15 protein-coding genes are annotated in these 25,365 nt (G+C 73.7%); 6 read left to right on the top strand and 9 right to left on the bottom strand.

Features of this window, described 5'->3' with window-relative positions:
- Positions 1 to 23: 23 nt before the first annotated feature.
- Positions 24 to 713 carry an Rv3235 family protein gene (locus ACFYYB_RS12175; protein ID WP_389434898.1) on the bottom strand — a complete coding sequence of 230 codons (690 nt, stop codon included), beginning with the start codon at positions 711 to 713 and terminating at the stop codon, positions 24 to 26.
- A gap of 376 nt (positions 714 to 1,089) precedes the next feature.
- Between ACFYYB_RS12175 and ACFYYB_RS12170 the strand changes: the two genes are divergently transcribed.
- From ACFYYB_RS12170 to ACFYYB_RS12160, 3 genes are all read left to right on the top strand, one after another.
- Complete coding sequence (locus ACFYYB_RS12170) at positions 1,090 to 1,590, top strand: DUF6912 family protein (protein WP_389434896.1); 501 nt, start codon at positions 1,090 to 1,092, stop codon at positions 1,588 to 1,590.
- Between the two features lie 110 nt (positions 1,591 to 1,700).
- Positions 1,701 to 2,411, top strand: a complete 711-nt coding sequence (locus ACFYYB_RS12165) for an HAD family hydrolase (protein WP_389435006.1) — start codon at positions 1,701 to 1,703, stop codon at positions 2,409 to 2,411.
- Between the two features lie 396 nt (positions 2,412 to 2,807).
- Positions 2,808 to 7,790 carry an NAD-glutamate dehydrogenase gene (locus ACFYYB_RS12160; protein ID WP_389434894.1) on the top strand — a complete coding sequence of 1,661 codons (4,983 nt, stop codon included), beginning with the start codon at positions 2,808 to 2,810 and terminating at the stop codon, positions 7,788 to 7,790.
- 92 nt (positions 7,791 to 7,882) lie between these two features.
- On the opposite strand, the gene ACFYYB_RS12155 is transcribed toward ACFYYB_RS12160, so the two are convergent.
- Together ACFYYB_RS12155 and ACFYYB_RS12150 are read right to left on the bottom strand one after the other, a co-directional pair.
- Positions 7,883 to 8,701: an ABC transporter ATP-binding protein gene (locus ACFYYB_RS12155; RefSeq protein WP_389434893.1), complete on the bottom strand. Its 819-nt coding sequence runs from the start codon at positions 8,699 to 8,701 to the stop codon at positions 7,883 to 7,885.
- Positions 8,694 to 9,653 carry an ABC transporter permease gene (locus tag ACFYYB_RS12150; RefSeq protein ID WP_389434891.1) on the bottom strand — a complete coding sequence of 320 codons (960 nt, stop codon included), beginning with the start codon at positions 9,651 to 9,653 and terminating at the stop codon, positions 8,694 to 8,696. Before ACFYYB_RS12150 ends, ACFYYB_RS12155 begins: the two co-directional genes overlap by 8 nt.
- 148 nt (positions 9,654 to 9,801) lie before the next feature.
- Here ACFYYB_RS12150 and ACFYYB_RS12145 point away from each other — a divergent pair, with 148 nt between their 5' ends.
- Positions 9,802 to 10,437 (top strand): TetR/AcrR family transcriptional regulator, encoded by a 636-nt coding sequence (locus ACFYYB_RS12145; RefSeq protein WP_389434890.1) that lies wholly within the window; start codon positions 9,802 to 9,804, stop codon positions 10,435 to 10,437.
- A 258-nt stretch (positions 10,438 to 10,695) separates the two neighbouring features.
- On the opposite strand, the gene ACFYYB_RS12140 is transcribed toward ACFYYB_RS12145, so the two are convergent.
- The 5 genes from ACFYYB_RS12140 to ACFYYB_RS12120 all read right to left on the bottom strand — a co-directional run bounded on the left by ACFYYB_RS12140 (position 10,696) and on the right by ACFYYB_RS12120 (position 20,394).
- Complete coding sequence (locus ACFYYB_RS12140; RefSeq protein WP_389434889.1) at positions 10,696 to 12,945, bottom strand: CDP-glycerol glycerophosphotransferase family protein; 2,250 nt, start codon at positions 12,943 to 12,945, stop codon at positions 10,696 to 10,698.
- Between the two features lie 128 nt (positions 12,946 to 13,073).
- A complete protein-coding gene (locus tag ACFYYB_RS12135) occupies positions 13,074 to 13,970 on the bottom strand; it encodes a carbohydrate ABC transporter permease (protein ID WP_389434887.1) in 897 nt (298 codons plus the stop codon).
- Positions 13,967 to 15,334 (bottom strand): carbohydrate ABC transporter permease, encoded by a 1,368-nt coding sequence (locus ACFYYB_RS12130; RefSeq protein WP_389434886.1) that lies wholly within the window; start codon positions 15,332 to 15,334, stop codon positions 13,967 to 13,969. Before ACFYYB_RS12130 ends, ACFYYB_RS12135 begins: the two co-directional genes overlap by 4 nt.
- Before the next feature lie 4 nt (positions 15,335 to 15,338).
- Entirely contained in the window at positions 15,339 to 16,718 is a 1,380-nt protein-coding gene (locus ACFYYB_RS12125) for an ABC transporter substrate-binding protein (RefSeq protein WP_389434884.1), read from the bottom strand.
- Positions 16,719 to 16,902: 184 nt separating this feature from the next.
- A complete protein-coding gene (locus tag ACFYYB_RS12120) occupies positions 16,903 to 20,394 on the bottom strand; it encodes an FtsK/SpoIIIE domain-containing protein (protein WP_389435004.1) in 3,492 nt (1,163 codons plus the stop codon).
- A 506-nt stretch (positions 20,395 to 20,900) separates the two neighbouring features.
- On the opposite strand from ACFYYB_RS12120, the gene ACFYYB_RS12115 reads away from it, so the two are divergent.
- Together ACFYYB_RS12115 and ACFYYB_RS12110 are read left to right on the top strand one after the other, a co-directional pair.
- Positions 20,901 to 22,697: a serine/threonine-protein kinase gene (locus tag ACFYYB_RS12115; RefSeq protein ID WP_389434883.1), complete on the top strand. Its 1,797-nt coding sequence runs from the start codon at positions 20,901 to 20,903 to the stop codon at positions 22,695 to 22,697.
- A 167-nt stretch (positions 22,698 to 22,864) separates the two neighbouring features.
- Positions 22,865 to 24,112: a serine/threonine-protein kinase gene (locus ACFYYB_RS12110; RefSeq protein ID WP_389434881.1), complete on the top strand. Its 1,248-nt coding sequence runs from the start codon at positions 22,865 to 22,867 to the stop codon at positions 24,110 to 24,112.
- 64 nt (positions 24,113 to 24,176) lie between these two features.
- On the opposite strand, the gene ACFYYB_RS12105 is transcribed toward ACFYYB_RS12110, so the two are convergent.
- Positions 24,177 to 25,238 carry an isopenicillin N synthase family dioxygenase gene (locus tag ACFYYB_RS12105; protein ID WP_389434879.1) on the bottom strand — a complete coding sequence of 354 codons (1,062 nt, stop codon included), beginning with the start codon at positions 25,236 to 25,238 and terminating at the stop codon, positions 24,177 to 24,179.
- Positions 25,239 to 25,365: the final 127 nt, after the last annotated feature.

Raw genomic sequence — 25,365 nt, 5'->3', positions numbered from 1 at the left:
GTTGTGTGTGCGTGTGCGCGGGGTCACGGGCGGGGGCCTTGGAGTTCCACGGCGGCGCAGCGCCAGCGCAGGTCGGGGCCCTGTTCCAGGCGGAAGGCCAGCGCGGTGAGGCGCTCGCCCGTCGCGATGCGGGCGAAGGCCTCGATGACCCCCGGGCCGGGGGTGAAGCGGCCGCATCCGTGGAGGACGGGGCTGAGCCGGCGGGCGTCGTACGCGCGCTCCTGCGGGGGGTCGGCGGGGGCGAGGGTGATCAGCTGGTCGTAGGCCGGGCCGATGGTGTGGCCGATCAGGGAGTGCACGGGGCGGCGTCCGCTGAGGACGGCGAGCAGCCGTTCGGCGAACCAGTGGTGCGGGCCGCTGCCGCGGTGGACGGTGGTGGGCGGTCGGCGCCGGTCGTGGCGGCCGGGCCGCGCGGTGCGGGGGCCGGTCCCGGCCGGCCGGTCGGAGCCCCGGCCGGGACCGGTGCCGGCGCCGCCCCCGGCAGCGGTGCGGGGGCCGCCGCTCCCGGGGCGCCGGGCGGGCCCGGTCCCGGTCCCGGTGGGCGGGGTCGTTTCGGCGCTGCGGTTCGGCCGCGCGGTCTTGGGTCCGGTGCTCCCGGTGGGCCCGGGGGCGCGGGGGATACCGGTGGGCACGGGCACGCGGAGGTTTCCGGTGGGCTCCATGGCGGTGGTTCCGGGGGTGGTTCCCGTGGTGCGGGGTGTGCTGGTGGTCATGGCGGTCGTCCCCGGGGTCGGGCCCGGCGTGGTACCGGGCGGTAACTTGGTAGGGGACTTCTACGGGGCCGCGAACACGCTCCGCAACGACGCCGCGGGGGTGCCCCGCCTCCGGCCCGCCTTCACCTATCCGGGTCGGTCCCCGGCCGCCCCCGGGCCCGGCCCCCGGTTCCGCGGGGCGGAAGGTGGACGCCGCACGGCCCCGGCGCCGCACCCCGAAGGGGGACGCGGGCCGTCACCGGACGGAGTCCGGTGTGGTCCGGCGGAGTCGCGGAGGGCCCTGGGGCCGATGCGTGTGAGGGGGGGGCGGCGGGGGATGCGGGGCGGGTCCCGGTCGTATCCTGGGGGCGTTTCCGACTACCGAAAGCAGCCGGCCATGCGCGTGTACGTCCCCCTGACCCTGCCCGGGCTCGCCGAGGCGCACCAGGCGGGTGAGCTGGGCCCGGCTCCGCTGACGGCGTACGCCGTCACGCCCGGGCTGCGCGAGTGGTTCGTGTCGGACGACATCGAGGAGCTGGAGTACGCCGCCCTGACCCGGGCCGCCGCCGCCTCGCTGCGGATGATCGCCGAGGACGGGGCCGCGCCCCGCAAGCGGGTCGTGGTGGCCGTCGACGTGGACGACAAGGCCGCCACCGCCGTCCCCGGCACCGACGAGGCCGCGCTCGGCCAGGTGGCGCTCGCCGGGGCCGTACGGCTCTCCGTGGCGGCCGCGGTGCACGTGGACGCCGAAGAGGCCCTGGAGGACGTGAGCGCCGCCGTGGCGGCCGTCGCGGCCGCGGACGGGGGCGACGAGGCCGCGCGCTCCACCGTGGACGATGCCGAGGAGCACGAGCTGCTGTGGTTCGGGGTCCAGGAGATTCCGGGGCTGCTGAAGTGAGCGCCGCACCCCGGAACCCCGCACCCGAGGCCCCCGCACCCGAGGCCCCCGCAGCCGTGGTCCCGACGCCCGAGGGCCCCGCGCTCGCGGTGCCGGCCCGGGCTGCCGCCGTGCCCGCGGCCACCGCGTCCGCGCGCCCGGCAGCCCCGGGCCCGGCGTCCGCGGCCCCGCACATCGTCTGGGACTGGAACGGCACGCTGCTCCACGACATCGACGCCGTGATAGCCGCCACCAACGCCTCCTTCGCCGAGCTCGGCCTCGCTCCGATCACCCTGGAGCGGTACCGCGAGCTGTACGTCGTACCGGTGCCGAAGTTCTACGAGCGCCTCATGGGCCGGCTCCCCACGGACGCCGAGTGGCTGGTCATGGACGAGGCCTTCCACCGCCACTACTGGGCGGCCGCCGAGGACGCCGGGCTCGCCGAGGGGGCCCGCGAGCTCCTGCGGGACTGGCAGGAGGGCGGGCTCACGCAGTCCCTGCTGTCCCTCGCGCCCCACGACAAGCTCGTGCCGCTCGTCCGGGCGCACGGGATCGACACGCACTTCCTGCGCGTCGACGGCCGTACCGGGCCCTCCCACACCACCAAGGCGGGACACCTCGTACGTCACTTGGCGGCTCTGGACGGGACGGGAGTGACGGCCGGGCGTACGGTCCTCATCGGAGACGCCGTGGACGACGCGCTGGCCGCCGCGCACGTGGGCGCGCGGGCCGTGCTCTATACGGGCGGTTCGCACAGCCGGGGCAGTCTGGAATCAGCCGGTGTCCCCGTCGTGGACAGCCTGGCGGAGGCCGTCCGCACTGCTCGCGAGCTGGCCGGATAGCGACCGGCGCATGAGCGGAGAGCGACCGCGCACCGGTCTGGCACGCCCGGCCGGGCCGGGCCCTGTCCAGAGTGTCAAAGTTACCCCCCCTCTTTTGTACACATACAGCTCATGACGAGCCGGGGGTGGAGCGAGATAGCCTGGTACCCGTGATCAGCGCGATAGTTCTCGGAGGCACTGAAGCCTCCGCCCGGCGCCCGGCGCACATACGTGCCCGGGCCGTCGCTGATCTCCGCCCCCGGGACGTCCAGCCGATCTTGGCCGATTTCCTCCCGGTGGGCTCTCTCGACGGCATAGCGTCGATCCCGGACGGACAACGAATCCCCGCCTCGCGGTGCTATGCCATTCCTTCCTTCACCTACGTCACGCAATGGCGCGCGACAGGAGCCAGAGGACATGCAGACCAAGCTGGACGAAGCAAAGGCCGAGCTGCTCGCGCGGGCGGCACGGGTAGCTGAGAACAGCCCGGCCGGGGGGCTACTTCCGACTGGGTCCGAACCGGGGGAGCGTCCCGACCGGGACACGACCCTCGCCTACCTCCAGCGGTACTACCTGCACACGGCCCCGGAGGACCTGCTCGACCGGGACCCGGTGGACGTGTTCGGGGCCGCGCTCTCGCACTACCGGCTCGCGGAGAAGCGTCCGCAGGGCAAGGCGAACGTGCGGGTGCACACGCCCACGGTGGAGGAGAACGGCTGGACCTCCAGCCACTCCGTCGTCGAGGTGGTCACCGACGACATGCCCTTCCTCGTGGACTCGGTGACGAACGAGCTGTCCCGCCACGGGCGCGGCATCCACGTCGTGATCCACCCGCAGGTCGTCGTCCGCCGCGACGTCACCGGCAAGCTGATCGAGATCCTCGGCCCCGACTGCGACGCGCACGGTCCCCGCACCGCGCGCCCCCACGACTCGCTCGTCGAGTCCTGGATCCACGTCGAGATCGACCGCGAGACCGACAAGGCCGACCTCAAGCAGATCACCGCCGATCTGCAGCGCGTCCTGTCCGACGTGCGCGAGTCCGTCGAGGACTGGGAGAAGATGCGCGACGCGGCGCTGCGCATCGCGCAGGAGCTGCCCGAGGAGCCGACCGCCCCGGACCTGCGCGAGTACGAGCTCGAAGAGGCCCGCGAGCTGCTGCGCTGGCTCGCCGACGACCACTTCACCTTCCTCGGCTACCGCGAGTACAACCTCGTCGACGGCGACTCCCTGTCCGCCGTGCCCGGCACCGGCCTCGGCATCCTGCGCTCCGACCCGCTGCACCTCGGCCAGGACGAGGCGCACCCCGTCTCCCCGTCCTTCAACCGGCTGCCGGCCGACGCCCGCGCCAAGGCCCGCGAGCACCGCCTGCTGGTGCTGACCAAGGCCAACAGCCGCTCCACCGTCCACCGCCCGTCGTACCTCGACTACGTCGGCGTGAAGAAGTTCGACGCCGAGGGCAACGTCGTCGGCGAGCGCCGCTTCCTCGGCCTGTTCTCCTCCGCCGCGTACACCGAGTCGGTCCGCCGGGTCCCGGTCATCCGCCGCAAGGTCGCCGAGGTCCTGGAAGGCGCGGGCTTCGCCCCGTCCAGCCACGACGGCCGCGACCTGCTCCAGATCCTGGAGACGTACCCGCGCGACGAGCTGTTCCAGACCCCGGTCGACCAGCTCCAGGCCATCGCCACCTCCGTGCTCTACCTCCAGGAGCGCCGCCGGCTGCGGCTGTACCTGCGCCAGGACGAGTACGGGCGCTACTACTCCGCGCTGGTCTACCTCCCGCGCGACCGCTACACCACCGGCGTGCGGCTGCGGCTGATCGCGATCCTGCAGGAGGAGCTCGACGGCATCAGCGTCGACTTCACCGCCTGGAACACCGAGTCGATCCTCTCCCGCATCCACTTCGTCGTCCGCGTCCCGCAGGGCACCGAGCTGCCCGTGCTGACCGACGCCGACGTCGAGCGGATCGAGGGCCGCCTGGTGGAGGCCGCCCGCTCCTGGGCCGACGGCTTCGGCGAGGCGCTCGTCGCGGAGCTGGGCGAGGAGCGCGCCGCCGAGCTGCTGCGCAAGTACTCCAACTCCTTCCCCGAGGGCTACAAGGCCGACCACTCGCCGCGCTCGGCCGTGGCGGACCTGTGCCACCTGGAGCGGCTGAACGCCAGCGACCGCGAGTTCGCGCTGTCGCTGTACGAGCCGGTCGGCGCGGGCCCCGGCGAACGCCGGTTCAAGATCTACCGCACGGGCGAGCAGGTCTCGCTCTCCGCGGTCCTGCCGGTCCTGCAGCGCCTGGGCGTCGAGGTCACCGACGAGCGGCCGTACGAGCTGCGCTGCACCGACCGCACCAACGCGTGGATCTACGACTTCGGTCTGCGGATGCCGCTCCCCAGCGGTGGCGCGGACGCCGCCGGGAACGCGAACTACCTCGGCGACGACGCCCGCGAGCGGTTCCAGGACGCCTTCTCCGCGGTCTGGCGGGGCGACGCCGAGAACGACAACTTCAACACCCTGGTGCTGGGCGCCGGACTGACCTGGCGCCAGGCCGTGGTCCTGCGCGCGTACGCCAAGTACCTGCGCCAGGCCGGTGCCACCTTCAGCCAGGACTACATGGAGGACACCCTCCGCAACAACGTCCACACCACCCGGCTGCTGGTCTCCCTCTTCGAGGCCCGGATGTCGCCCGGCCGCCAGTCCGCGGGCACCGAGCTCGTCGACGCGATGCTGGAGGAGCTGGACGGGGCCCTGGACCAGGTCGCCTCGCTGGACGAGGACCGCATCCTGCGCTCCTTCCTCACCCTCATCAAGGCGACGCTGCGGACGAACTTCTTCCAGCTCAACTCCGCGGGCGAGCAGCACTCCTACGTGTCGATGAAGTTCGACCCGCAGGCCATCCCCGATCTGCCGGCGCCGCGTCCGGCCTTCGAGATCTGGGTCTACTCCCCGCGCGTCGAGGGCGTCCACCTGCGCTTCGGCAAGGTCGCCCGCGGCGGCCTGCGCTGGTCCGACCGCCGCGAGGACTTCCGTACGGAGATCCTCGGCCTGGTCAAGGCGCAGATGGTCAAGAACACCGTCATCGTGCCCGTCGGCGCCAAGGGCGGCTTCGTCGCCAAGAACCTCCCCGACCCGTCGGTGGACCGCGACGCCTGGCTCGCCGAGGGCATCGCCTCGTACAAGATCTTCATCTCGGCGCTGCTCGACATCACCGACAACATGGTCGGCGGCGAGGTCGTGCGGCCCAAGGGCGTGGTCCGCCACGACGAGGACGACACCTACCTCGTCGTCGCCGCCGACAAGGGCACCGCGACCTTCTCCGACATCGCCAACGGGGTCGCGGAGTCCTACGGGTTCTGGCTCGGCGACGCCTTCGCCTCCGGCGGCTCGGCCGGCTACGACCACAAGGGCATGGGCATCACCGCCCGCGGCGCCTGGGAGTCCGTCAAGCGGCACTTCCGCGAGCTCGGGCACGATACCCAGACGCAGGACTTCACGGTCGTCGGCGTCGGCGACATGTCCGGTGACGTCTTCGGCAACGGCATGCTGCTCTCCGAGCACATCCGCCTGGTGGCGGCCTTCGATCACCGGCACATCTTCATCGACCCGAACCCGGACGCGGCGACCTCCTACGCCGAGCGCCGGCGCCTGTTCGAGCTGCCGCGCTCCTCGTGGGCGGACTACGACAGCTCCCTGCTGTCCGCCGGCGGCGGGATCCACCCGCGCAGCGCGAAGGCCATCCCGGTCAACGCGCAGGTCCGCGAGGCCCTCGGCATCGAGGCGGGCGTCACGAAGATGACCCCGGCCGACCTGATGAAGGCGATCCTCCACTCCCCGGTGGACCTGCTGTGGAACGGCGGCATCGGTACGTACGTCAAGGCGACGGCCGAGACGCACGCGGACGTCGGCGACAAGGCCAACGACGCGATCCGCGTCGACGGCGCCGACGTGCGGGCCAGGGTCATCGGCGAGGGCGGCAACCTGGGCCTGACCCAGCTCGGCCGCATCGAGTTCGCCCGTATCGGCGCGGGCGGCGAGGGCGGCAAGGTCAACACCGACGCCATCGACAACAGTGCGGGCGTGGACACCTCCGACCACGAGGTGAACATCAAGATCCTGCTGAACTCGGTGGTCGCCGACGGGGACCTGACCGTCAAGCAGCGCAACAAGTTCCTCGCCGAGATGACCGACGAGGTCGGCCGGCTGGTGCTGCGCAACAACTACGCGCAGAACGTGGCGCTGGCCAACGGCGCCGCCCAGGCCCCCAGCCTGCTCCACGCCCAGCAGCGCTTCATGCGCCGCCTGGGCCGTGAGGGCCTGCTCAACCGGGAGCTGGAGTTCCTGCCCAACGACCGGCAGATCCGCGAGCTGCTGAACAACGGCAAGGGCCTGACCCAGCCGGAGCTGGCCGTCCTGTTCGCCTACACCAAGATCACGGTGGCGGACGAGCTCATCCACACCGAGCTGCCGGACGACCCGTACCTGGCCCGCCTGCTGCACGCCTACTTCCCGGGCGCGCTGCTCGCGAAGTTCCCCGAGCAGGTCGACGGGCACGCGCTGCGCCGCGAGATCATCACCACGGTGCTGGTCAACGACACCGTCAACAGCGGTGGCTCGACCTTCCTGCACCGCCTGCGCGAGGAGACCGGAGCCTCCCTGGAGGAGATCGTCCGGGCGCAGCTCGCGGCCCGCGAGATCTTCGGCCTGGCCGAGGTGTGGGACAGGGTCGAGGCCCTCGACAACGAGGTCGCCGCCGACGTCCAGACCCGGATCCGGCTGCACTCGCGGCGCCTGGTCGAGCGCGGTACGCGCTGGCTGCTGAACAACCGGCCGCAGCCGCTCCAGATCACCGAGACCATCGAGCTCTTCACCGAGCGGGTGGAGCGGGTCTGGTCGGACCTGCCGAAGCTGGTGCGCGGCGCGGACCTGGAGTGGTACGAGGCGGTCATGGCCGAGCTGATCGGCGAGGGCGTCCCGGAGGAACTGGCGGCCAAGGTGGCCGGGTTCTCCTCCGCCTTCCCGACGCTGGACATCGTCGCCATCGCGGACCGCACGGGTGTCGAGCCGCTGGCCGTCGCCGAGGTGTACTACGACCTCGCCGACCGGCTGGACATCACCCAGCTGATGGACCGGATCATCGAGCTGCCGCGGGCCGACCGCTGGCAGTCGATGGCCCGCGCGTCCATCCGCGAGGACCTGTTCTCGGCGCACGCGGCGCTGACCGCGGACGTGCTGGCGGTCGGGAACGGCACTTCGACTCCCGAGGAGCGCTTCAAGGCGTGGGAGGAGAAGAACGCGGCGATCATCGGGCGTGCGCGGACGACCCTGGACGAGATCCAGGGGTCGGACGACTTCGATCTGGCGAACCTGTCCGTCGCCATGCGGACGATGCGCTCGCTGCTGAGGGCGCACGCGTAGCCCTGACGGGCAGCGGTACGCGTACGCGTACGGGCCGGGCCCGGGACCCTCTGGGGGTTCCGGGCCCGGCCCGCGTTCGTGGTGCCTGGTGGTCAGCGCTTCTTGGTGAACGCCTCGTACGCGTCGCATACCTCGTCGGAGGGGCCGTCCATGCGCAGGACGCCCGATTCGAGCCAGATCGCGCGGTCGCAGGTCTCGCGGACCGTGCCGATGCCGTGGCTGACGAGGAAGACGGTGCCGGCGTGTTCGCGGAGTTCTTCGATGCGGGCCTGGCTGCGGCGCTGGAAGGCGGCGTCGCCGGTGGCCAGGGCCTCGTCGATCATCAGGACGTCGTGGTCCTTGGCGGCGGCGATGGAGAACCGCAGCCGGGCGCCCATGCCGGAGGAGTAGGTGCGCATGGGCAGGTTGATGAAGTCGCCCTTCTCGTTGATGCCCGAGAAGTCGACGATCTCCTGGTAGCGCTGGCGGATCTGCTGCTTGGTCATCCCCATGGCGAGGCCGCCGAGGACCACGTTGCGCTCGCCGGTCAGGTCGTTCATCAGGGCGGCGTTCACGCCGAGCAGCGACGGCTGGCCGTGCGAGAAGATCCGGCCGCGCGCGACCGGCTGGAGGCCGGCGATGGCGGACAGCAGCGTGGACTTGCCCGAGCCGTTGGTGCCGATCAGGCCGATGGCCTCGCCCTTGTACGCGGTGAAGCTGACGCCCTTGACGGCGTGCACCTCGCGGATGCCGGGGGCGGGCTTGCGGGAGAAGATCCGGCTCAGGGCCGCGGTCGCGCCGCCCTTGCGGCCGCCCGAGCCCTGGACCTTGTAGATCACGTGGACGTCGTCGGCGATGACGGTCGGGGTGCGGGTCTCGGGTGCGGGTGCGCGTGTGGGCGCGGGTGTGGGTGCGTGTGCGGTCTTAGCCACGGCCGTACTCCTCCTCTGCCTTCCAGAAGAAAACGAACCCGCCGATGCCGGCGAGCAGGGCCCAGCCCAGGGCGACCAGCCAGACGTGCGGCGGGAGCTGGCTCGCCTTGTACGAGTCGATGAGCGCGAAGCGCATCAGGTCGATGAAGACGGCGGCGGGGTTCAGCTTGAGGGCCATCGAGACCCAGGTCGGCAGGTGGTCCGACTTCAGCATCGCGTCGATCGACCACATGACGCCCGAGCCGTACATCCAGGTCCGCAGGATGAACGGCATCAGCTGGCTGATGTCGGGGCTCTTCGCGCCGATCCGCGCCATGAACATGGCGCAGCCGGCGCAGAAGACGGCCATGAGGACCAGGGTGGGCGCGGCGAGCAGCCAGCTCAGGTCCGGGGTCTGGCCGTAGATGAGCAGCAGGATGACCAGCGCGCCCATGGTGATCATGAGCTGCTGGAAGAGCTGGACGACGGTGGACAGCGGCAGCGAGGCGCGCGGGAAGTGCAGGGCGCGGACCAGGCCCAGGTTGGCCTGGACGGCGCGCGTGGAGGCGTTGAAGCAGCTTCCGATGAAGTCCCAGACGAAGACGCCCGTGATCAGGAACGCGATGTAGTCCGGTACGGCCTTCTGGGCGTGCATCACGACGCCGAAGATGAAGTAGTAGACGGCCGCGTTGAGCAGCGGGGTCATCAGGTGCCAGACCTGGCCGAGGCTGGCCTGGCTGTACTGGGCGTGCATCCGGGCGGTGGCGTACGCGGTCACGAAGTGACGCCGGCCCCAGAGCTGCGCGATGTAGCGGGGGAGGCTGGGGCGGGCTCCGCTGAGGGTCAGGTCGTGGGCCGCCGCCAGCTCGGCGACGGGGTCCGGAGCCTGGGTCCTGTCCTTGTCCTTGCCCTTGCCCGTGGTGCGGCCCTTGCGGTGCGAGGGGGCGGGCGGTGGCGCGGTGGTCACTGTCACGAGGGTCGCTTTCGACGGGGGCGGGGCGTCGGGCGATCGGTGGGACGGGTCCGTATCGATGGGACGGGTCCGTATCGTCGCTACGGTGAGGTTAGGTCGTGCATCGTCGAAACGCAACCGTATCGTCGTCGCGGGTTATGCTCTGCTTATGACGCCTGAGCCCCCTGCCGCCACCGCTCCCTCCGCCGCCCGCAGAGCCCCCGCGGGGGCCGCCGTCCTCCGCGAGGACGTGACCGAGGCGATCCGGACGGCCGTCGTGGAGGAGCTGGCGACGGTCGGGTTCGCGCGGATGTCGATCGAGGGCATCGCGCGGCGGGCGGGCGTCGGGAAGACGGCCGTGTACCGCCGGTGGAAGTCGAAGCTGCACTTGGTGCTCGACCTGGTGGGCGCCTTCGCCACGGACGGCCTGCCGGTGCCGTCGACGGGGTCCCTCTACGGGGACGTACGGGCGCTGCTGGAGGTGATGTCACACGTGCTGCGGCATCCGGTGGCCTCGGCGGTGATCCCCGACCTACTGGTGGAGGCGGCGCGGAACCCGGAGATCGCGGACGCGGTGCGGGGCGCGCTGCTGGAGGGGCAGCGGCGGATGGCGGAGGGGATCATCTCCGAGGCGGTCTCGCGGGGCGAGCTGCCCGTGGGGGTTGACGCGGGGAGGGCGCTCGATCTGGCGATCGGGCCGTTGTACTGGCGGCAGGTGGTCGTACGGGACGCGGTGTCGCGGGGCTACCTGGACGACCTCGCGCGGTCCGTCGTGGCCGGGCTCACGGCCGGGCCGGCCGCCTGAGGGCATGCGCTGCGCGCGGGCCCGTCCCTCTGCGCCCCGGGTGCGGCTGGGCTGCCCTGCGGGGCGAAGTCCCCTACCCGCCCTTCCATCGTTCCCCGGGCTGGGCCCGGACCCCTCCTGGGGCTCCGCCCCGGACCCCGGTCCTCAAGCGCCGGACGGGCTGAAGGGCAGGGGTACCGGGCTGCGCCCGGACCGCTCCTGGGGCTCCGCCCCAGACCGGTCCTCAAGTGCCGGACGGCTGAAAGCGGCTGCGAAGGACTACGGCCAGCGGCCCGTGGTCAGGTGGGCCAGGGTGGGTTCCGGGGTGGCGGAGGGGGCCGCCGGGGTGGGGCGGCGGTCTTCCAGGGGGGTGATGGGGGCGGTCGGCTGGCTCAGGAAGACGCGGCGGACCACGCGTTCCGCCGCCTGGCCGTCGTCGTGCGTGCAGAACCGGGTCCGGAAGGACGCGCGGAGCTGCGCCGAGCGGGAGCCCTGCCAGTGGCCGGTCGCGAAGATGTCCACCAGCTCGTCCTCCGTGCGGGCGATCGCTCCCGGGGGGAAGGCCCGCAGGTCGAAGTACGTGCCGCGGGAGGCCTCGTACGCCTCCCAGTCGTCCGCGTGGATGACGATCGGGCGGTCCAGGGACGCGTAGTCGAACATCAGGGACGAGTAGTCCGTCACCAACGCGTCCGAGGCCAGGCAGAGTTCCTCGACGGAGGGGTGCGAGGAGACGTCGAGGAGGCGCGGGTGGGGGTCGGGGGCGGGTGAGCCCGCGTACGTGAGGTGGGTGCGGGTCAGGATCGTGTAGCGCGGGCCCAGGTCGCGCAGGATGCGGTCGAAGTCCGGCTGCGCGGGGCGGCTGCGGCGGTAGTCGCGGTGGGTCGGCGCGTACAGGATCGCCGTGGAGCCCGGCGGGATGCCGAGGCGTTCGCGCAGTTCCAGGACCTCCGCCTGGGTGGCCCGGTGGAACACGTCGTTGCGGGGGTAGCCGTACTCGAGCGTCGTGTAGGAGGACGGGACCGCCTTCTCCCAGACCAGGGTGGAGTGGCGGTTGGAGGAGAGCAGGTAGTCCCACTGGTCCGCGCCGCGCAGCAGCCCCGCGAAGTCCGTCGTGGGGGTGGCCGCCGGGCGGTCCTGGAGGTCGAGGCCGACGCGCTTGAGCGGGGTGCCGTGCTGGGTCTGGAGGAGGATCTGGCCCGGGCGCTTGACGAGGGTGCGGTCGAAGTTGACGTTCGTGACGAGGTACGTGGCGCGGGCCAGGGCCGTCCAGTACGCCGCCGAGCCCGGGCGGAGCGGGGTGGTGCCGCGGGGCACGGTCGAGGCGTGCGCCGGGTCGCAGATCCACGCCGTCCGCATGCGCGGGGCGAGTTCGCGCAGCTTGGCCTCGATCGCCGCCGGGTTGCAGGCGTAACCCCCGTGCCAGTACGCGGAGAAGACCGCCAGCTCCGGCCGGAGCGGGAGCATGCGCTGGGCGCGGTAGTGCAGGCGCAGGGCGGTTTCGCCGAGGCCCCGGCCCAGGGTGATCCCGGCGCGGCCCGCCGCGAGCGAGGCCGAGCGGAGCACGGACAGGACGCGGTACGCGCGCCTGGTGCCCAGCCGCATCAGGAGGTGGCGGGTGCGGTCCGTCCGGCTCAGGGACAGCGGCCGGGGGCCCGGCACCCGGTAGCGGCGCAGCAGGGCCGAGGCCCGGGCGAAGAACTCGGCCCGGGCGGCGCGCGGGAGCCGGCGCGGGTCGGCGTACAGGGCGCAGAAGTGCTCGGCCATCCGCCGGTGCACGGCGGGCCGCCAGCGCTCCAGCTCGGGGCGGGTGGCGAGGTAGCCGAAGACGCGGTCGTACTGGTCGAAGACGTCCAGGTGGCGTCGGGTGGACGTGGTCAGGATCGAGCCCGTGCGGCGCTGGCGGTAGTGCACGCAGACCCGGTCGAGGACGGCGACCGACTCCGCCGCCAGGAGCGCCGGGTAGGTCCAGGGGGTGTCCTCGTAGAAGCCGGGCGGGAAGGAGAGGCCCTCGCGCTCCACGTACTCGCGGCGGTAGGCCTTGTTCCACACGACCATCAGCATGCCGAGGAGGGCGGGGCGGTCGGCGAGGCGGAAGCTGGCCGGGCCCTCCTCGGAGAGGCGGTAGGACTGGCTGTTGCGGACCAGTTCACCGGTCCAGTAGGTGCGCGCGTAGTCGTAGACGAGCACGTCCGGGGAGCCGGTGGCCTTCAGCCGGTCGGTGACGGCCTGGAGGGCGCCGGGGGCCAGGGTGTCGTCGCCGTCGAGGAAGAGGACGTAGTCGCCGGTGGCCCGGGACAGGCCCGCGTTGCGGGCCGGTCCCAGGCCGAGGTTGTGCGCCAGGTGCACGGCGGTGACCCGGGGGTCCCGGGCCGCGTAGTCGTCAATGATCGAACCGCAGGCGTCCGGGGAGGCGTCGTCGACCGCGATCAGTTCGAGATCCGGGTACGACTGGGTCAGGACCGAGTCCAGACTCTCCTGGAGGTACGCCTGGACCTTGTACGCGGGCACGATGACGCTGAACCGGGGCACGGCACATCCAGGGGTCGGCGCGGACATATGGCCCAGGAACCCCCGGCGTGGTGATCGGGTTACGCAGGGTGCGGCATTCGGGTTACGGAGCGTCAACCACGCACGTCAACACCGTGATCCACACCGCTCTACTTGATCGCTCCCGCCATCACCCCCGAGACGAACTGCCGCTGGAAGGCGAAGAAGACGACGAGCGGCACCACCATCGACAGGAAGGCGCCGGGCGCCAGCACGTCGATGTTGTTCCCGAACTGCCGTACCTGCTGCTGGAGCGCGACCGTGACGGGCGGGTGCGCCGAGTCCGCGAAGACCAGGGCGACCAGCATGTCGTTCCACACCCACAGGAACTGGAAGATGCCGAGCGAGGCGATCGCCGGACCGCCCAGCGGCAGCACCACCCGTGCGAACAGCCGCAGTTCGCCCGCCCCGTCGAGCCGGGCCGCCTCCAGCAGCTCGCGCGGGATCTCCGCGAAGAAGTTGCGCAGCAGGAACACGGCGAACGGCAGCCCGAAGGCGGTGTGGAAGAGGACCACGCCCGCCGTTGTCTCGAACAGGCCGATGGAGCCGAAGAGTTCGGAGACCGGGATCAGCGCCACCTGGACGGGGACGACGAGCAGCGCGACCACGAGCAGGAACAGCCAGTCGCGGCCGGGGAACTCCAGCCAGGCGAAGGCGTATCCGGCGAAGGAGCCCAGCGCCAGGACGAGCAGGGTCGCCGGGATCGCGATGGCCGCCGTGTCGATCAGCGAGCCCGTGACGGTCTCGTTGGCCAGCAGCCGCTCGTAGTTGCCGGCCGTCAGCCGGGAGGGCGCCGTCAGCGCCCGCCACCAGCCGCCGTCGTTCAGCGCGGTGGGCGAGAGGAAGGAGGAGACCAGCAGTCCGAGCGTGGGCAGCAGCCAGAACAGACCCGCGAGGACCAGGAAGACGCGCAGCGCCCCGCCGGCGGCCCGGGCGGCCAGGGACCGCGCGGAGGCGGCCGCGGTCGGGGACGGCGTACGGGACCGTGTGCGCGGCGGTGTGCTCATCGGCGGGCCTCCCGGCGCATCCGGCGGATGTTGTAGGCCATGACGGGAGCCACCAGCACCAGCAGCAGCACCGCGATGGCGCTGCCCAGCCCCGGATCGGCGTCCGTGCCGAAGGAGGTCCGGTACAGCTGGAGCGCCAGGACGTTCGCGTCGTCCTGCACCGCGCCCGGCGCGATCACGAAGACCAGGTCGAAGACCTTCATCACGTTGATGACGAGGGTCACCAGCACGACGGCCAGGACGGGCGCCAGCAGCGGCACCGTGATCCGCCGCAGCACCTGCCACTCGCTCGCCCCGTCCACCCGCGCCGCCTCCAGCAGCTCGCGCGGTACGGCGGCCAGCCCGGCCCCGATCAGCACCATCGCGAACCCGGCCCACATCCACACGTAGGCCCCGATCACCGCCGGGGTCACCAGGGTCGGGCCGAGCCACTCGACGCCCGCGTACGCCTCCCGGAAGTTCGAGGCGGGCAGCCGCAGCAGCGCGCCGTCCGCGGCGGCGGACAGGGTGAAGGTGCCGTCGGCCCGGGTCCGCGCCGAGTCGACCACCCGGCCGTCCTTGACCGCCTCGACGCGCAGCCCCGACAGTGCGGACTCGGTGGGGTCGACGGTGTTCGTCGTACCGCCCCCGCCCCGGGTGAAGTCCTGCCAGGCGGTGCCGGTGACCTTCCCGGGCTCCCCGGCGGCCGGCCGCGCCGTCCCCGTCCCCGGGGGAAGGGCGTCGGGCGCGATGCCGACCAGCGGGAGCGGCGCGGGCACGCCCGCCCGTACCGGATCGCGGGTCACGTACGCGCCCCCGTCGGCCGGGACCAGCGGCGAATCCCGGCCGGGGCGGGCCTTGGGGAAGGCGGAGGACTCGGCGAAGGTGTCGTGGACGCCGACCCAGACGGCGTTGGCGACGCCCCGGTCGGGGTCGGCGTCGTAGACGAGCCGGAAGATGATGCCCGCCGCGAGCATCGAAATGGCCATCGGCATGAAGACGATCAGCTTGAACGCCGTTCCCCAGCGCACCCGTTCGGTCAGCACGGCGAAGAGCAGACCGAGCGCGGTGGCGCTGACCGGGGCCAGCACCACCCAGAGCGCCGTATTGCCCAGCGCGGTGCGGATCGTGTCGTCGCGCAGGATCTCCCCGTAGTTCCCGGCGCCCACGAACTCCTCGCCGGAGCGGTCGAAGAAGCTGCGGTACAGCGAGTAGCCGATGGGGTGCACGACGAGCGCGCCGAGCAGGACGAGGGAGGGCAGGAGGAACGCCGCGGCCGTCAGCCGGCGGCGCCGGGTCTCCCTGTTCTTGGGGGAGCTGGTGGGCGGGGCGGTTGGTTCGGTGGGGGAGGCGGGCGATCCCGTGGGGGAGGCTGCGGCGGGCACGGGGTCAGTTCCCGTAGGCCTTGGCCGCGTCCGCCTCCAGCCTCGCCTGGGTTCCCGCCACGTCGGCCGGGTTCGCCAGGAAGTCCTGGAGCGCCTTCCACTCGCCCGCGCCCGGCGTGCCGCCGAAGGCCGCCGGGGCCTGGTCCGACATGTCGAAGCGGAAGCGGTCGCCCGCCGCGATCAGGGCCTCGGCCATGCCGCGCTGGATGTCGTTCGGGTACGCGTCCGGCTCCAAGGCCTTGTTCGGGGAGAGGAATCCGCCCTCACGGGCCTGGATCCGCGCCGAGTCCGGCGAGGCCAGGAACGTCAGCAGCGCCTGCGCGCCCTTGGAGGCCTTCAGCGCGACCGCCACGTCCCCGCCCGAGACCACCGGGGCCGTGGCGCCGACCGCCGGGAAGGGGAAGACCAGCGCGTCCGTGCCCACCTTCGCCTCGGTCTGCGCGATGTTCACCGCCACGAAGTCGCCCTCGTAGACCATCGCGGCCGCCGGCCGGTCGCCGCCGGTGAAGGTCTGCGTCACCGACTTCGGGAACTCGGTCGCCAGCGCCCCGCTCTGGCCGCCCGCCAGGAAGTCCTTGCGGCCGAACAGTTCGGCGAGGGAGGTCAGCGCCTGCTTGACGCTGTCGTCCGTCCACTTGATCTCGTGCTTCGCCAACTGGTCGTACTTCTCCGGGCCCGCCTGCGAGAGGTAGACGTTCTCGAACCAGTCGGTCAGGGTCCAGCCGTCGGCCCCGGCCACCGAAACCGCCGGAGTGCCGGACGCGGACAGGGTGTCGGCCGCGGTGAGCAGTTCCTTCCAGGTCTTCGGGGGCGTCACGCCCGCCGCCTCGAAGGCCTTCGCGTTGTACCAGATCAGCGACTTGTTGGCGGCCTTGTAGTAGACGCCGTACTGGGTGCCGTCGACCGCGCCCAGCGTCTTCCAGCCGGGCGAGTAGTTCTTGTCGAGCTGGGCCTTCGCCTCGGCGCCGACCGGCTGCGCCCACTTGTTCTTCACCGCCGAGACCAGCGCCCCGACCTGCGGGAGCAGCGCCACGTCCGGCGGGGCGCCGCCCGCGATCTTCGAGCCGAGGAAGGTGACGATCGGGTCCTGCGCGGGGACGAAGGTGACGGTGGCGCCCGTCCGCCGCTCGAACTCCTTGAGCACCTTGACGAAGTTCGCCTGCTCCGCCCCCGTCCAGACGGCGGCGACCTCCAGCTTCTCCCCGTCGAGTCGGGGTAACGCGACGGACGGCCCGCCCGAGGCGTCGGGGCCGTCCGGGCCCTTCGCCGGCTCCTTGCCGTCGCCGCCGCACGCGCTGAGCGCGAGCGCGCCGGCCACGGCCAGAGCGGCCCACGTGTGGTGCGTACGAAGAGCTGTCGTGCGGCTCGTTCCCTGCTTGCGCATGGCGGTGCCCCCGATGCCTCGCTGGCGATGGTGTGTCCCGTGCCACAAGGTCTACGCCGCCCCGGGCACCCCCGCAATACCGCCTCGCGGGGTACGGGGGTGCGCGGAGGGCTACTCGGCGGGCCGCTCGAGTAGCGGTGGCGGGGCCTGTCGAGGGGCGTTCAAGGGGCCGGTCGAGCGGCGGTCACGGGGCCGGCGGGAACAGCACCGGTACCGCCGACACCAGGTGCGAGGCCCGGTCCAGGGCGCTGGCCAGCAGCGCCAGGTCGGTCGGGCCGTTGCCCAGCTCGCGGACCGGGCGACGGGCCGGCGGATCGCCCATCCGCTCCCACTCCACCGGCACCACCGTCGGCCGCAGCGTCGCCGTCCGGGGGATCCGTCCGGTGACCCGGCCGCCCTGGAACGGGACCGCGCGCCCGTCGGCGTACCGGAGTACGCCCCGGCCGGGACCCGGCTGGTCGGGGGCGTCGAGCTCCACGCGCAGGGTCGTGAGGCGGGCCAGCTCGGTGTCGGCCGTCCGGTCCGGGCGGGCGGTGGTGGCCACCAGGTGCACCCCGAGCCGGGCTCCCTCGCGGGCCACCGCCTCCAGCGCGCGGACCACCGAACCGGCGGCGGGCCGGCCCGTGCTGCCCAGGCCCGGCGCGACCAGCGCGTCGAAGTCGTCCACGAGCACGACCAGGCGCGGCAGCGGGCTGGGCCCGGCCGCCGGATCGGTCCGGGTGGCCGAGGAACGCAGCCGCAGGGTGCCGGACCGCTGGGGTTCGAGATCGCCGCGCAGCTCGCCCGGGGTGGGCTGGCGGGGGGAGACCATCCGGTCGGAGACCTCGCGCACGGCGTGCCACTCGGAGAACGGCACCCCGTCCAGCAGCTCGGCCCGCCGCTTGAGCTCCGCGCCCAGCGCCTGAGCGAACTCCCGCATCCGCAGCGGGTCCGAGGCGACCAGGTGCGCCGAGACGTGCGGCAGCTCCGTACAGGGCAGCAGGCCGTCGCCGCGCTCGCCGCCGGCCCCGTCCAGCAGGACCAGGCCGAGCCGGTCGGGCCGGGCGGCCGCCGCCAGGGAGGCCGCCACGGAACGCAGCAGTTCGGTACGGCCGCTGCCGGCGGGCCCCTCGATCAGCATGTGCGGCCCGTCGGTGACCAGTTCGGCGCCCACCGGCCCGCGCCGCCCGGTGCCGAGGACTATCTCCGCGAGCCCGCCGACGCGCTGGCCCTGGTCGGTGGCGGCGGCCCAACGGGCCATCAGGGAGGCCGGGGTGGCCCGGGCGAGCCCCAACTCGTCCAGCAGCCGGGCGGTCTGGGGCAGCTGTGCGGCGGCCGGGCGGTAACCGCCCTCGGTCGCGGGGGAGTCGGCCTTGAGGGGGGCCAGGGCACGGGCGAAACGCTCCGCCCAGGCCGCCGAAACGGCGTCCGCCGTCGCCGTCCCGCCGGAGGCGGCCGGTTTGCCGCCGGAGACCGCGAAGGTCCGTACGGTCGTGGCCACGTCACCGCTGAGCAGGGCGGCGGTCGAACAGTCGCGGAAGGCGGGGGCGGCCGCGCAGGCCGCCTCGTAGGTCTCGGCGACGGGCGAGGCGGGCGTCGCCGCCGGAGCCTCGGCCAGGGCCAGCACGTGGATCCCGGCGGCCGGCCCGTGCGAGGCCAGCCGGCTGGTGATGTCCCGCAGCGCCCCGGGACCGGGGTCCCCGTCGAGCACCAGGAGGGTGTAGGGGCCCCGATAGGCGTACGAGGCCTCGCGCACCGCGTCCGGGCCCGCGGCGGCCCAGTGGGTGCCCAGGGGGCCGTCGTCGAGCCGCCGGGTCAGCTCCCCGGCGCGGGCGGCCGCCTGATCGCGGTCGTACGCGAGCAGCAGCCGGCAGTCCTGCCCGTGCGCGGGGCGCACGTGGGGCAGCCAGCCGAGCCAGCCCCAGTCGCGGCGGCGTTCGGCGAGCGGGCGGGCCCGGTCGGTGGAGACCAGCACGATCTCCAGACGCTGGCCGGGGGCGTGCAGCGCCGCCAGCCGTGCGATGACGGAGCGGGCCACACCGGTCAGCCGGGCCCGGGGCCCCGCGATGCCGAGCGCGCCGGTCTCGCGGAGCGCGACCTCGCTGCCCGCGCCGAGCGTGACGTCCAGCCCGGCGGGCCCGGCCCACAGCCGCGGGGCCGGCCCGAGGGCGGTGAGCAGCAGGGCCGCGGGATCGTCGGAGCCGGGCCGCACGGTGACGGCGGCCGCCGTCTCGGCGACCACCTCCACCTCGGCGGCCTCCGCCCCGCGCACCCACTTGCGGGCCCAGGCCCCGATACCGCGACGCCCCGCACGCCGGGGCTCGGACTCACGGGCCGCCTCGGACTCCTCCCAGCCGCCGGCACCGTGATGCTCGACCCCGGTGTGCTGCGCCGCCGCCGGGACGTCGTGGCCGTGGGGGCCGGAGTACGGGTCCGCGGCGGGTGCTCCCGCGTGGCGGCCGGGGTACGGCGGTTCCGCGTACGGGTCCGACGTACCGCCCAGGTGCGCTGCTCCGCCGTGCGGGTGCGGGGCCGGGTGCGCCGGTCCGGCCTGGTGGGACGCTCCGCCGTACTGTCCGGCGCCGGGTGACCCGGGTCGGGCGATGAGGCCGGCGCGGTGGGGGTCGGCGTCGCCGCCCTGGCCGGCCTCGCCGTACGGCCAGGGGGCCGCGGCAGCGGGGCCGGACGCGGCCCGGCCGCCTCCGGTGTGGTGTTCGGAGCCCCGGGCGGCGGGCACCGCTCCGGCACCGCCGTCCCGGGAAGGGGCGGGGTGGGGGATCTGCGCTTGCGCGCCCCGGCTCCCCGCGTCGGGATGGGCGCCTCCGGCCCAGGCTCCGCCCGCGGAGTGCGACCCGGCCGCGGTGCCGGGCGCGGCTCCGGCCCAGGCTCCGCCGGCGGGGTGCGACCCGGCCGCGGTGCCCGGCGTAGCGGCTGCCCGGGATCCGTCGCCTTCGGGGTGCGACCCCGTTGGGGGGTCGGCATCGGGGTGGCCCGGGAGGGAGACGGCGAGGTGGCCCTCCAGGTCCGGGGTGAGGGGGAGGGGGGAGGACGCAGGGCCCACGGCCAGGCGGAGCGTGGACTCGCCGACCCGCAGCAGCGCGCCGGGCGCGAGCGCCACCCGCTCCGCGCCGACCGCCGCGCCGTCCAGCGTCGTACCGTTCGTCGACCCGAGGTCGGCCACCGCCACCCGCCCGTCGGGGAGCACCGTCACGGTGCAGTGCAGGCGCGAGACGTCCGGATCGTCCAGCGGGACGTCCGCGTCGGCCGAGCGCCCGATCCGGATCGCCCCCGGGTGCAGCAGGTGCACCCCGCCGGCGTCCGGCCCGGCCACGACGTGCAGCTGCGGCCCGTCGCCGAGGGCCGCCGCGGTCCCGTCCGTGCGGACGTCGGGGCCGGGCACGTTCAGCGACAGCACCGCCCCGTCCACCAGCGGCGGCTCGCCGAGCGCGGCCCGCGCGGGGTCCAGGCGCTCCGTACCGGCGTACAGCACGACCGTGCCACCGGTGTCGGGGCCGCCGACAGTCGCCGCGAGCCCGGAGGCCACCGCGGACAGCGCCGTTCCGGCGGGTGCGGTGACGAGCACGTCACAGCTCGCCGGGGTGCCTCCCCCGCCGGTACCTCCGCCGGAGGCGCTCGCGGTGGCGGTCTGGTGGCCGCTGCGCGACCCCGACCCGAGGACGGTCAGCCGGATCTGCATCGCCGTCAGCGGTCCCTTCTGCGCGGTGCGCGGTGCGTGCGCCCGGCAGGGACCTGTGGGACGGATCACCCGGTGCCGTTCGCACGCGGTGCCCGTCCGTCCGCCCCCACCCGGCACGGACGCGTCGTCCGGTCAGGTCTGCCCGGAAGGCGGGGCTCCCGTCCCGGCCGTTCCGTACGGGTGCATCCTCGCACCTGTCGTCATCGACACGCCCGCCACCCACCGGCAATTGATCTTGATCGGTCGCGGACCGGCACCGGACCTGCGGGCGGGCCGATCGGATATCGACAGGATGGCCGGGAAAATCGCCCCCGGCATACGCCGCAAACATCACCCTTCGCGCATATGTGCGGCAACCAACCTCCCTCACCCCGCGTCTTCCTTCGGGACAAGCCCTAGAGTGGGCCGGAAAACCATTGCGCAGATCAGGCGTGGATCGAGCGTGCATCGAGTGTGCGGCACGGGGACCACCTCGCCGGAATCGACGACAGCAGGGAGCGCGTGACGTGCGGCCAGTCGGCAGCAAGTACCTGCTCGAGGAGCCGCTCGGGCGCGGCGCCACGGGCACCGTCTGGCGCGCCCGCCAGCGTGAGGCGGCCGGTGCGGAGGCGGCGGTGGCCGGCCACCCCGGCGAGACCGTGGCCATCAAGGTCCTCAAGGAGGAGCTGGCCCAGGACCCGGACATCGTCATGCGCTTCCTGCGCGAGCGCTCGGTCCTGCTGCGCCTGACGCACCCCAACATCGTCCGCACCCGCGACCTCGTCGTCGAGGGCGATCTCCTCGCCCTCGTCATGGACCTCATCGACGGTCCCGACCTGCACCGGTACCTCCGCGAGAACGGCCCCTTCAGCCCGGTCGCCGCGAGCCTGCTCACCGCCCAGATCGCGGACGCGCTCGCCGCCAGCCACGCCGACGGCGTGGTCCACCGCGACCTGAAGCCCGCCAACGTCCTGGTCGACGAGCGCGACGGCCAGATGAAGCCGATGCTCACCGACTTCGGCATCGCGCGCCTGGCGGACTCCCCGGGCCTGACGCGCACGCACGAGTTCGTCGGCACCCCGGCCTACGTGGCCCCCGAATCCGCCGAGGGCCGCCCGCAGACCTCCGCCGTCGACATCTACGGCGCCGGCATCCTGCTCTACGAGCTCCTCACCGGCCGGCCGCCCTTCGCCGGCGGCACCGCGCTGGAGGTGCTGCACCGCCACCTCAGCGAGGAGCCGCAGCGCCCGCCGAACGTGCCCGAGCCGCTGTGGACGGTCATCGAGCGCTGCATGCGCAAGGAGCCCTACGAGCGCCCGAGCGCGGAGACCCTGGCGCGCGGCCTGCGCGTGGTCGCCTCCGGCATCGGCGTGCACTCCACGGCCGCGGAGGTCGAGGCCGCCCTCGGCGTCGGCGCGCTCCTGGCGCCCGACCCCTCGCCCGCGCCGGTGCCCGCGACCCCGGGTGCCGCGGACGCGACGCAGATGCTGCCCGGGGGATCGGCCGGGTCCGCCGGCGCCTCCCCGATGGGGGCCTACGACCCCAACGCCATGACCAGCGTGATGCCGCCGGTCGGCGGGGCCGACGCCACGTCCGTGCTCCCGAGCACGGGGGCGCCCGGCGCCGACGCGACCTCCGTGATGCCGCCCGTGCAGCGGCCGGACCAGCCGCACCCGTGGCAGTCGCAGCTGCAGGCGGCCCGCGACCGCAACGAGCAGACGCAGATGCAGTACCTGGACCCGAGCGAGGACCCCCTGCGCCGGCGGCCGCAGCGTCAGGCGCCGCCGCCGCAGCAGCAGTACCAGCAGCCGCCCCGGCAGCAGCCGCAGCAGCCGCAGCGACCGCAGCAGCCTCCGCAGCAGCAGCCGTACCGGCAGGCCCCGCCGCCGCAGCAGTACCAGCAGCCTCAGCAGTACCAGCAGCAGCAGTACGCGCCGCAGCCCCCGCCGCAGCACTATCAGCCGCAGCAGCCCCAGCAGTACCAGCAGCCGCAGGGGCAGCCCCAGTACCGCCAGCCCCAGCAGCCCCAGCAGCAGCCCCCGCAGGGTCCGCCGCCGGGCCGCCAGCCGGAGCGGCGCGAGCCCCGCGAGCCGCGCCGCAGTGCGAATCCGGTGAAGATCCCGGGGCTGGGCTGCCTCAAGGGCTGCCTGGTGATGATCCTGGTGTTCTTCGTCGCGGGCTGGCTGATCTGGGAGTTGACCCCCCTCCAGGAATGGGTCGGCACCGGCCGCGGCTGGTGGGACCAGGTGTGGACCTGGGGCTCGGACGCCGTGGACTGGGTCACCGCGATCGGAGACTCCACGGGCGGCGGCACGACCCCCTGATCGACACAATCCGCCCGAACCGGGCCTTGTACCGGTGACTTCGTGGATTTGTCGACTTCCGGGACGTGATTTCGCCCGCAGAAGTGAAGGTCGCCGCGATCCGTGGACTCCAACACCCATCCGGCCGCGTAGCTTTGGTGCGTACGCCAGCCGCTGAGGGAGCAGTTGTGGCACGGAAGATCGGCAGCCGGTACACCGCGCACCAGATCCTGGGACGCGGCAGCGCGGGCACGGTGTGGCTGGGCGAGGGGCCTGACGGCCCCGTCGCCGTCAAACTGCTGCGCGAGGACCTCGCGTCCGACCAGGAACTCGTCGGACGGTTCGTCCAGGAGCGCAGCGCGCTCCTGGGCCTGGAGCACCCGCACGTCGTCTGCGTCCGTGACCTCGTCGTGGACGGCAACGACCTCGCCCTCGTCATGGACCTCGTCCGCGGTACGGACCTGCGCACGCGCCTCGACCGCGAGCGGCGGCTCGCCCCCGAGGCGGCCGTCGCGATCGTCGCCGACGTCGCCGACGCGCTGGCCGCGGCGCACGCGGCCGGGGTCGTACACCGGGACGTGAAGCCGGAGAACGTCCTGCTCGACATGCAGGGCCCCCTCGGCCCGGGCGGCGCGCACCCGGCGCTGCTCACCGACTTCGGCGTGGCCAAACTCATCGACTCGCCGCGGCGCTCCACCGGCGGACGGGCCTCGGCCCCGACCACCCGGATCATCGGCACGCCCGACTACCTGGCGCCGGAGATAGTGGAGGGACTGCCGCCGCGCGCGGCGGTGGACATCTACGCCCTGGCCACCGTGCTGTACGAACTGCTCGCCGGCTTCACGCCGTTCGGCGGCGGCCATCCCGGGGCGGTGCTCCGGCGCCACGTGACGGAGACCGTCGTCCCGCTGCCGGGCATCCCCGACGAGCTGTGGCAGCTCATGGTCCAGTGCCTGGCCAAGGCCCCCGCCTCGCGGCTGCGGGCCTCGGAACTCTCCCTGCGGCTGCGGGACCTGCTGCCGCTGCTCGCGGGGATGCCGCCGCTGGACGTGGACGAGCCGGACGAGCCGGAGCAGGCGGACTTCCCGGAACCGGAGGCCGCCACCGCCGATCCGGTGCGGCGCCGGGGTGTGGTTCCGCTGGTCCCCGGCTCCTCCACCGACTCCAACCGGGACACCCACACCTCGATGCGGGTGCCGGGGCCGGACGAGCTCGCGGGGGGTGCGCTGGGCACGGCCCGGGTTCCGCGCCCCGCCGGCGGGCACCGGCCGGGCTCCGCGCGGCACCGGGCGGAGACCGTCCGCAAGCGCCGGCTCGCGCTGTCGGCCGCCGCGGTCGCGCTGGCCGCCGCGGTGGGCGTCGGCAGCTGGCTGGCCGTCTCCTCCGACTCGGCGCCGCCGCAGGACAACAAGCAGTCGGGCTCCACGGCCCCGTAGTACGGGGGTGCGGTCGGCTCGGCCCCGCGGGGCTGGGTCAGCCCCGCCGGGCTCCCGGGCCGGGCTACGCGCCGCCGGCCAGCTCCGGGTGCCAGCGCCGCGCCACCGCGGGGTGGGCCCGGACCCAGCCCTTCAGCTCGTTGCGGCCGTACTCCGCGTGCAGCGGGTTCGACGCGTCGTGCGCTATCCCCGGCGCCGCGTCCAGGTAGGCGCCCGGGACCGTCTCGATGACGGCGTCCAGGCGCGGGTTGTAGAAGAACGGCACCGAGAACCGCTCCACGGCCCCCGCCGGGCTCACCACGCGGTGGTCCGTGGCCGTCAGGTACCCCTCCGTGGCGATCTCCAGCAGCTCGCCCAGGTTGACCACGAAGGCCCCCGGCATCGGGGGGACGTCCAGGAAGGCCCCGTCCCGGACCACCTGGAGCCCGCCCACCGAGTCCTGGAGGAGCAGGGTGAGGAAGCCGTAGTCCTTGTGGGCCCCGACCCCCTGGTCGGTGCCCGTCGGGGCGGATCCCGGGTAGCGGATCAGCTTCGTGTGCAGGTGGGGCCGGTCCGCGAAGGCCGCGTCGAAGAAGTCCGCCGGGGCGCCGATCGAGGCGAGCAGCTCCTGGAGCAGGCGGTGGGCCACCGCCGCCAGCCGGGACTGCCACTCCAGCACCGCGTCCCGCAGTTCCGGAAGCGCCGCGGGCCACTGGTTGGGACCCTCCAGCCACAGGTACGCCGGGTCCTGCGGTCCCACGTCCCGCGCCGGACGCTCCGCTCCCACGTCGAGCTGGTCGCGCCAGTCGGAAGCGCCGCCGGTCAGCTCGTGCCCGATGCGGGTGTACCCCCGGAAGTGCGGGGAGTTGAGATTGCTCACGGCCAGCCGGTCCGCCTCCGGGAGGGCGAAGAACGCCCTGGTCAGGGCCAGGATGCGAGCGGTCTCGGCGGCGGTGATCCCGTGCCCGGTGAGGTGCAGGAAACCGCTGTCCCGGGCGGCCGCGTGCAGTTCCTTGCGGAAGGCGTCGCGCAGCGCCGGATCATCGGCCTGGGACAGGTCCAGGACCGGAAGCGAGTGCGCCTCGGGCGAAGCGGAGGGGGAAGGCGAAGAAGAGGGGGAAGCGGGAGAAGGGTGCGCGGACGGCATGACGGCTCCGTTTCGGATGTCACGGGGTCCTGTCCCCAGGGGTGGCGGGGGCCGCGGCTGGGGAGGGCCGCCGGCAGGGTTGGCGCCGGGGCCGCGGGGCCGCGTACAGGACCAAGTCGGATCGGGG

It is taken from the genome of Streptomyces sp. NPDC002886 (genome assembly GCF_042888445.1).
Lineage (GTDB): Bacteria > Actinomycetota > Actinomycetes > Streptomycetales > Streptomycetaceae > Streptomyces.
This window is presented reverse-complemented; position numbering and strand designations above follow the sequence as displayed.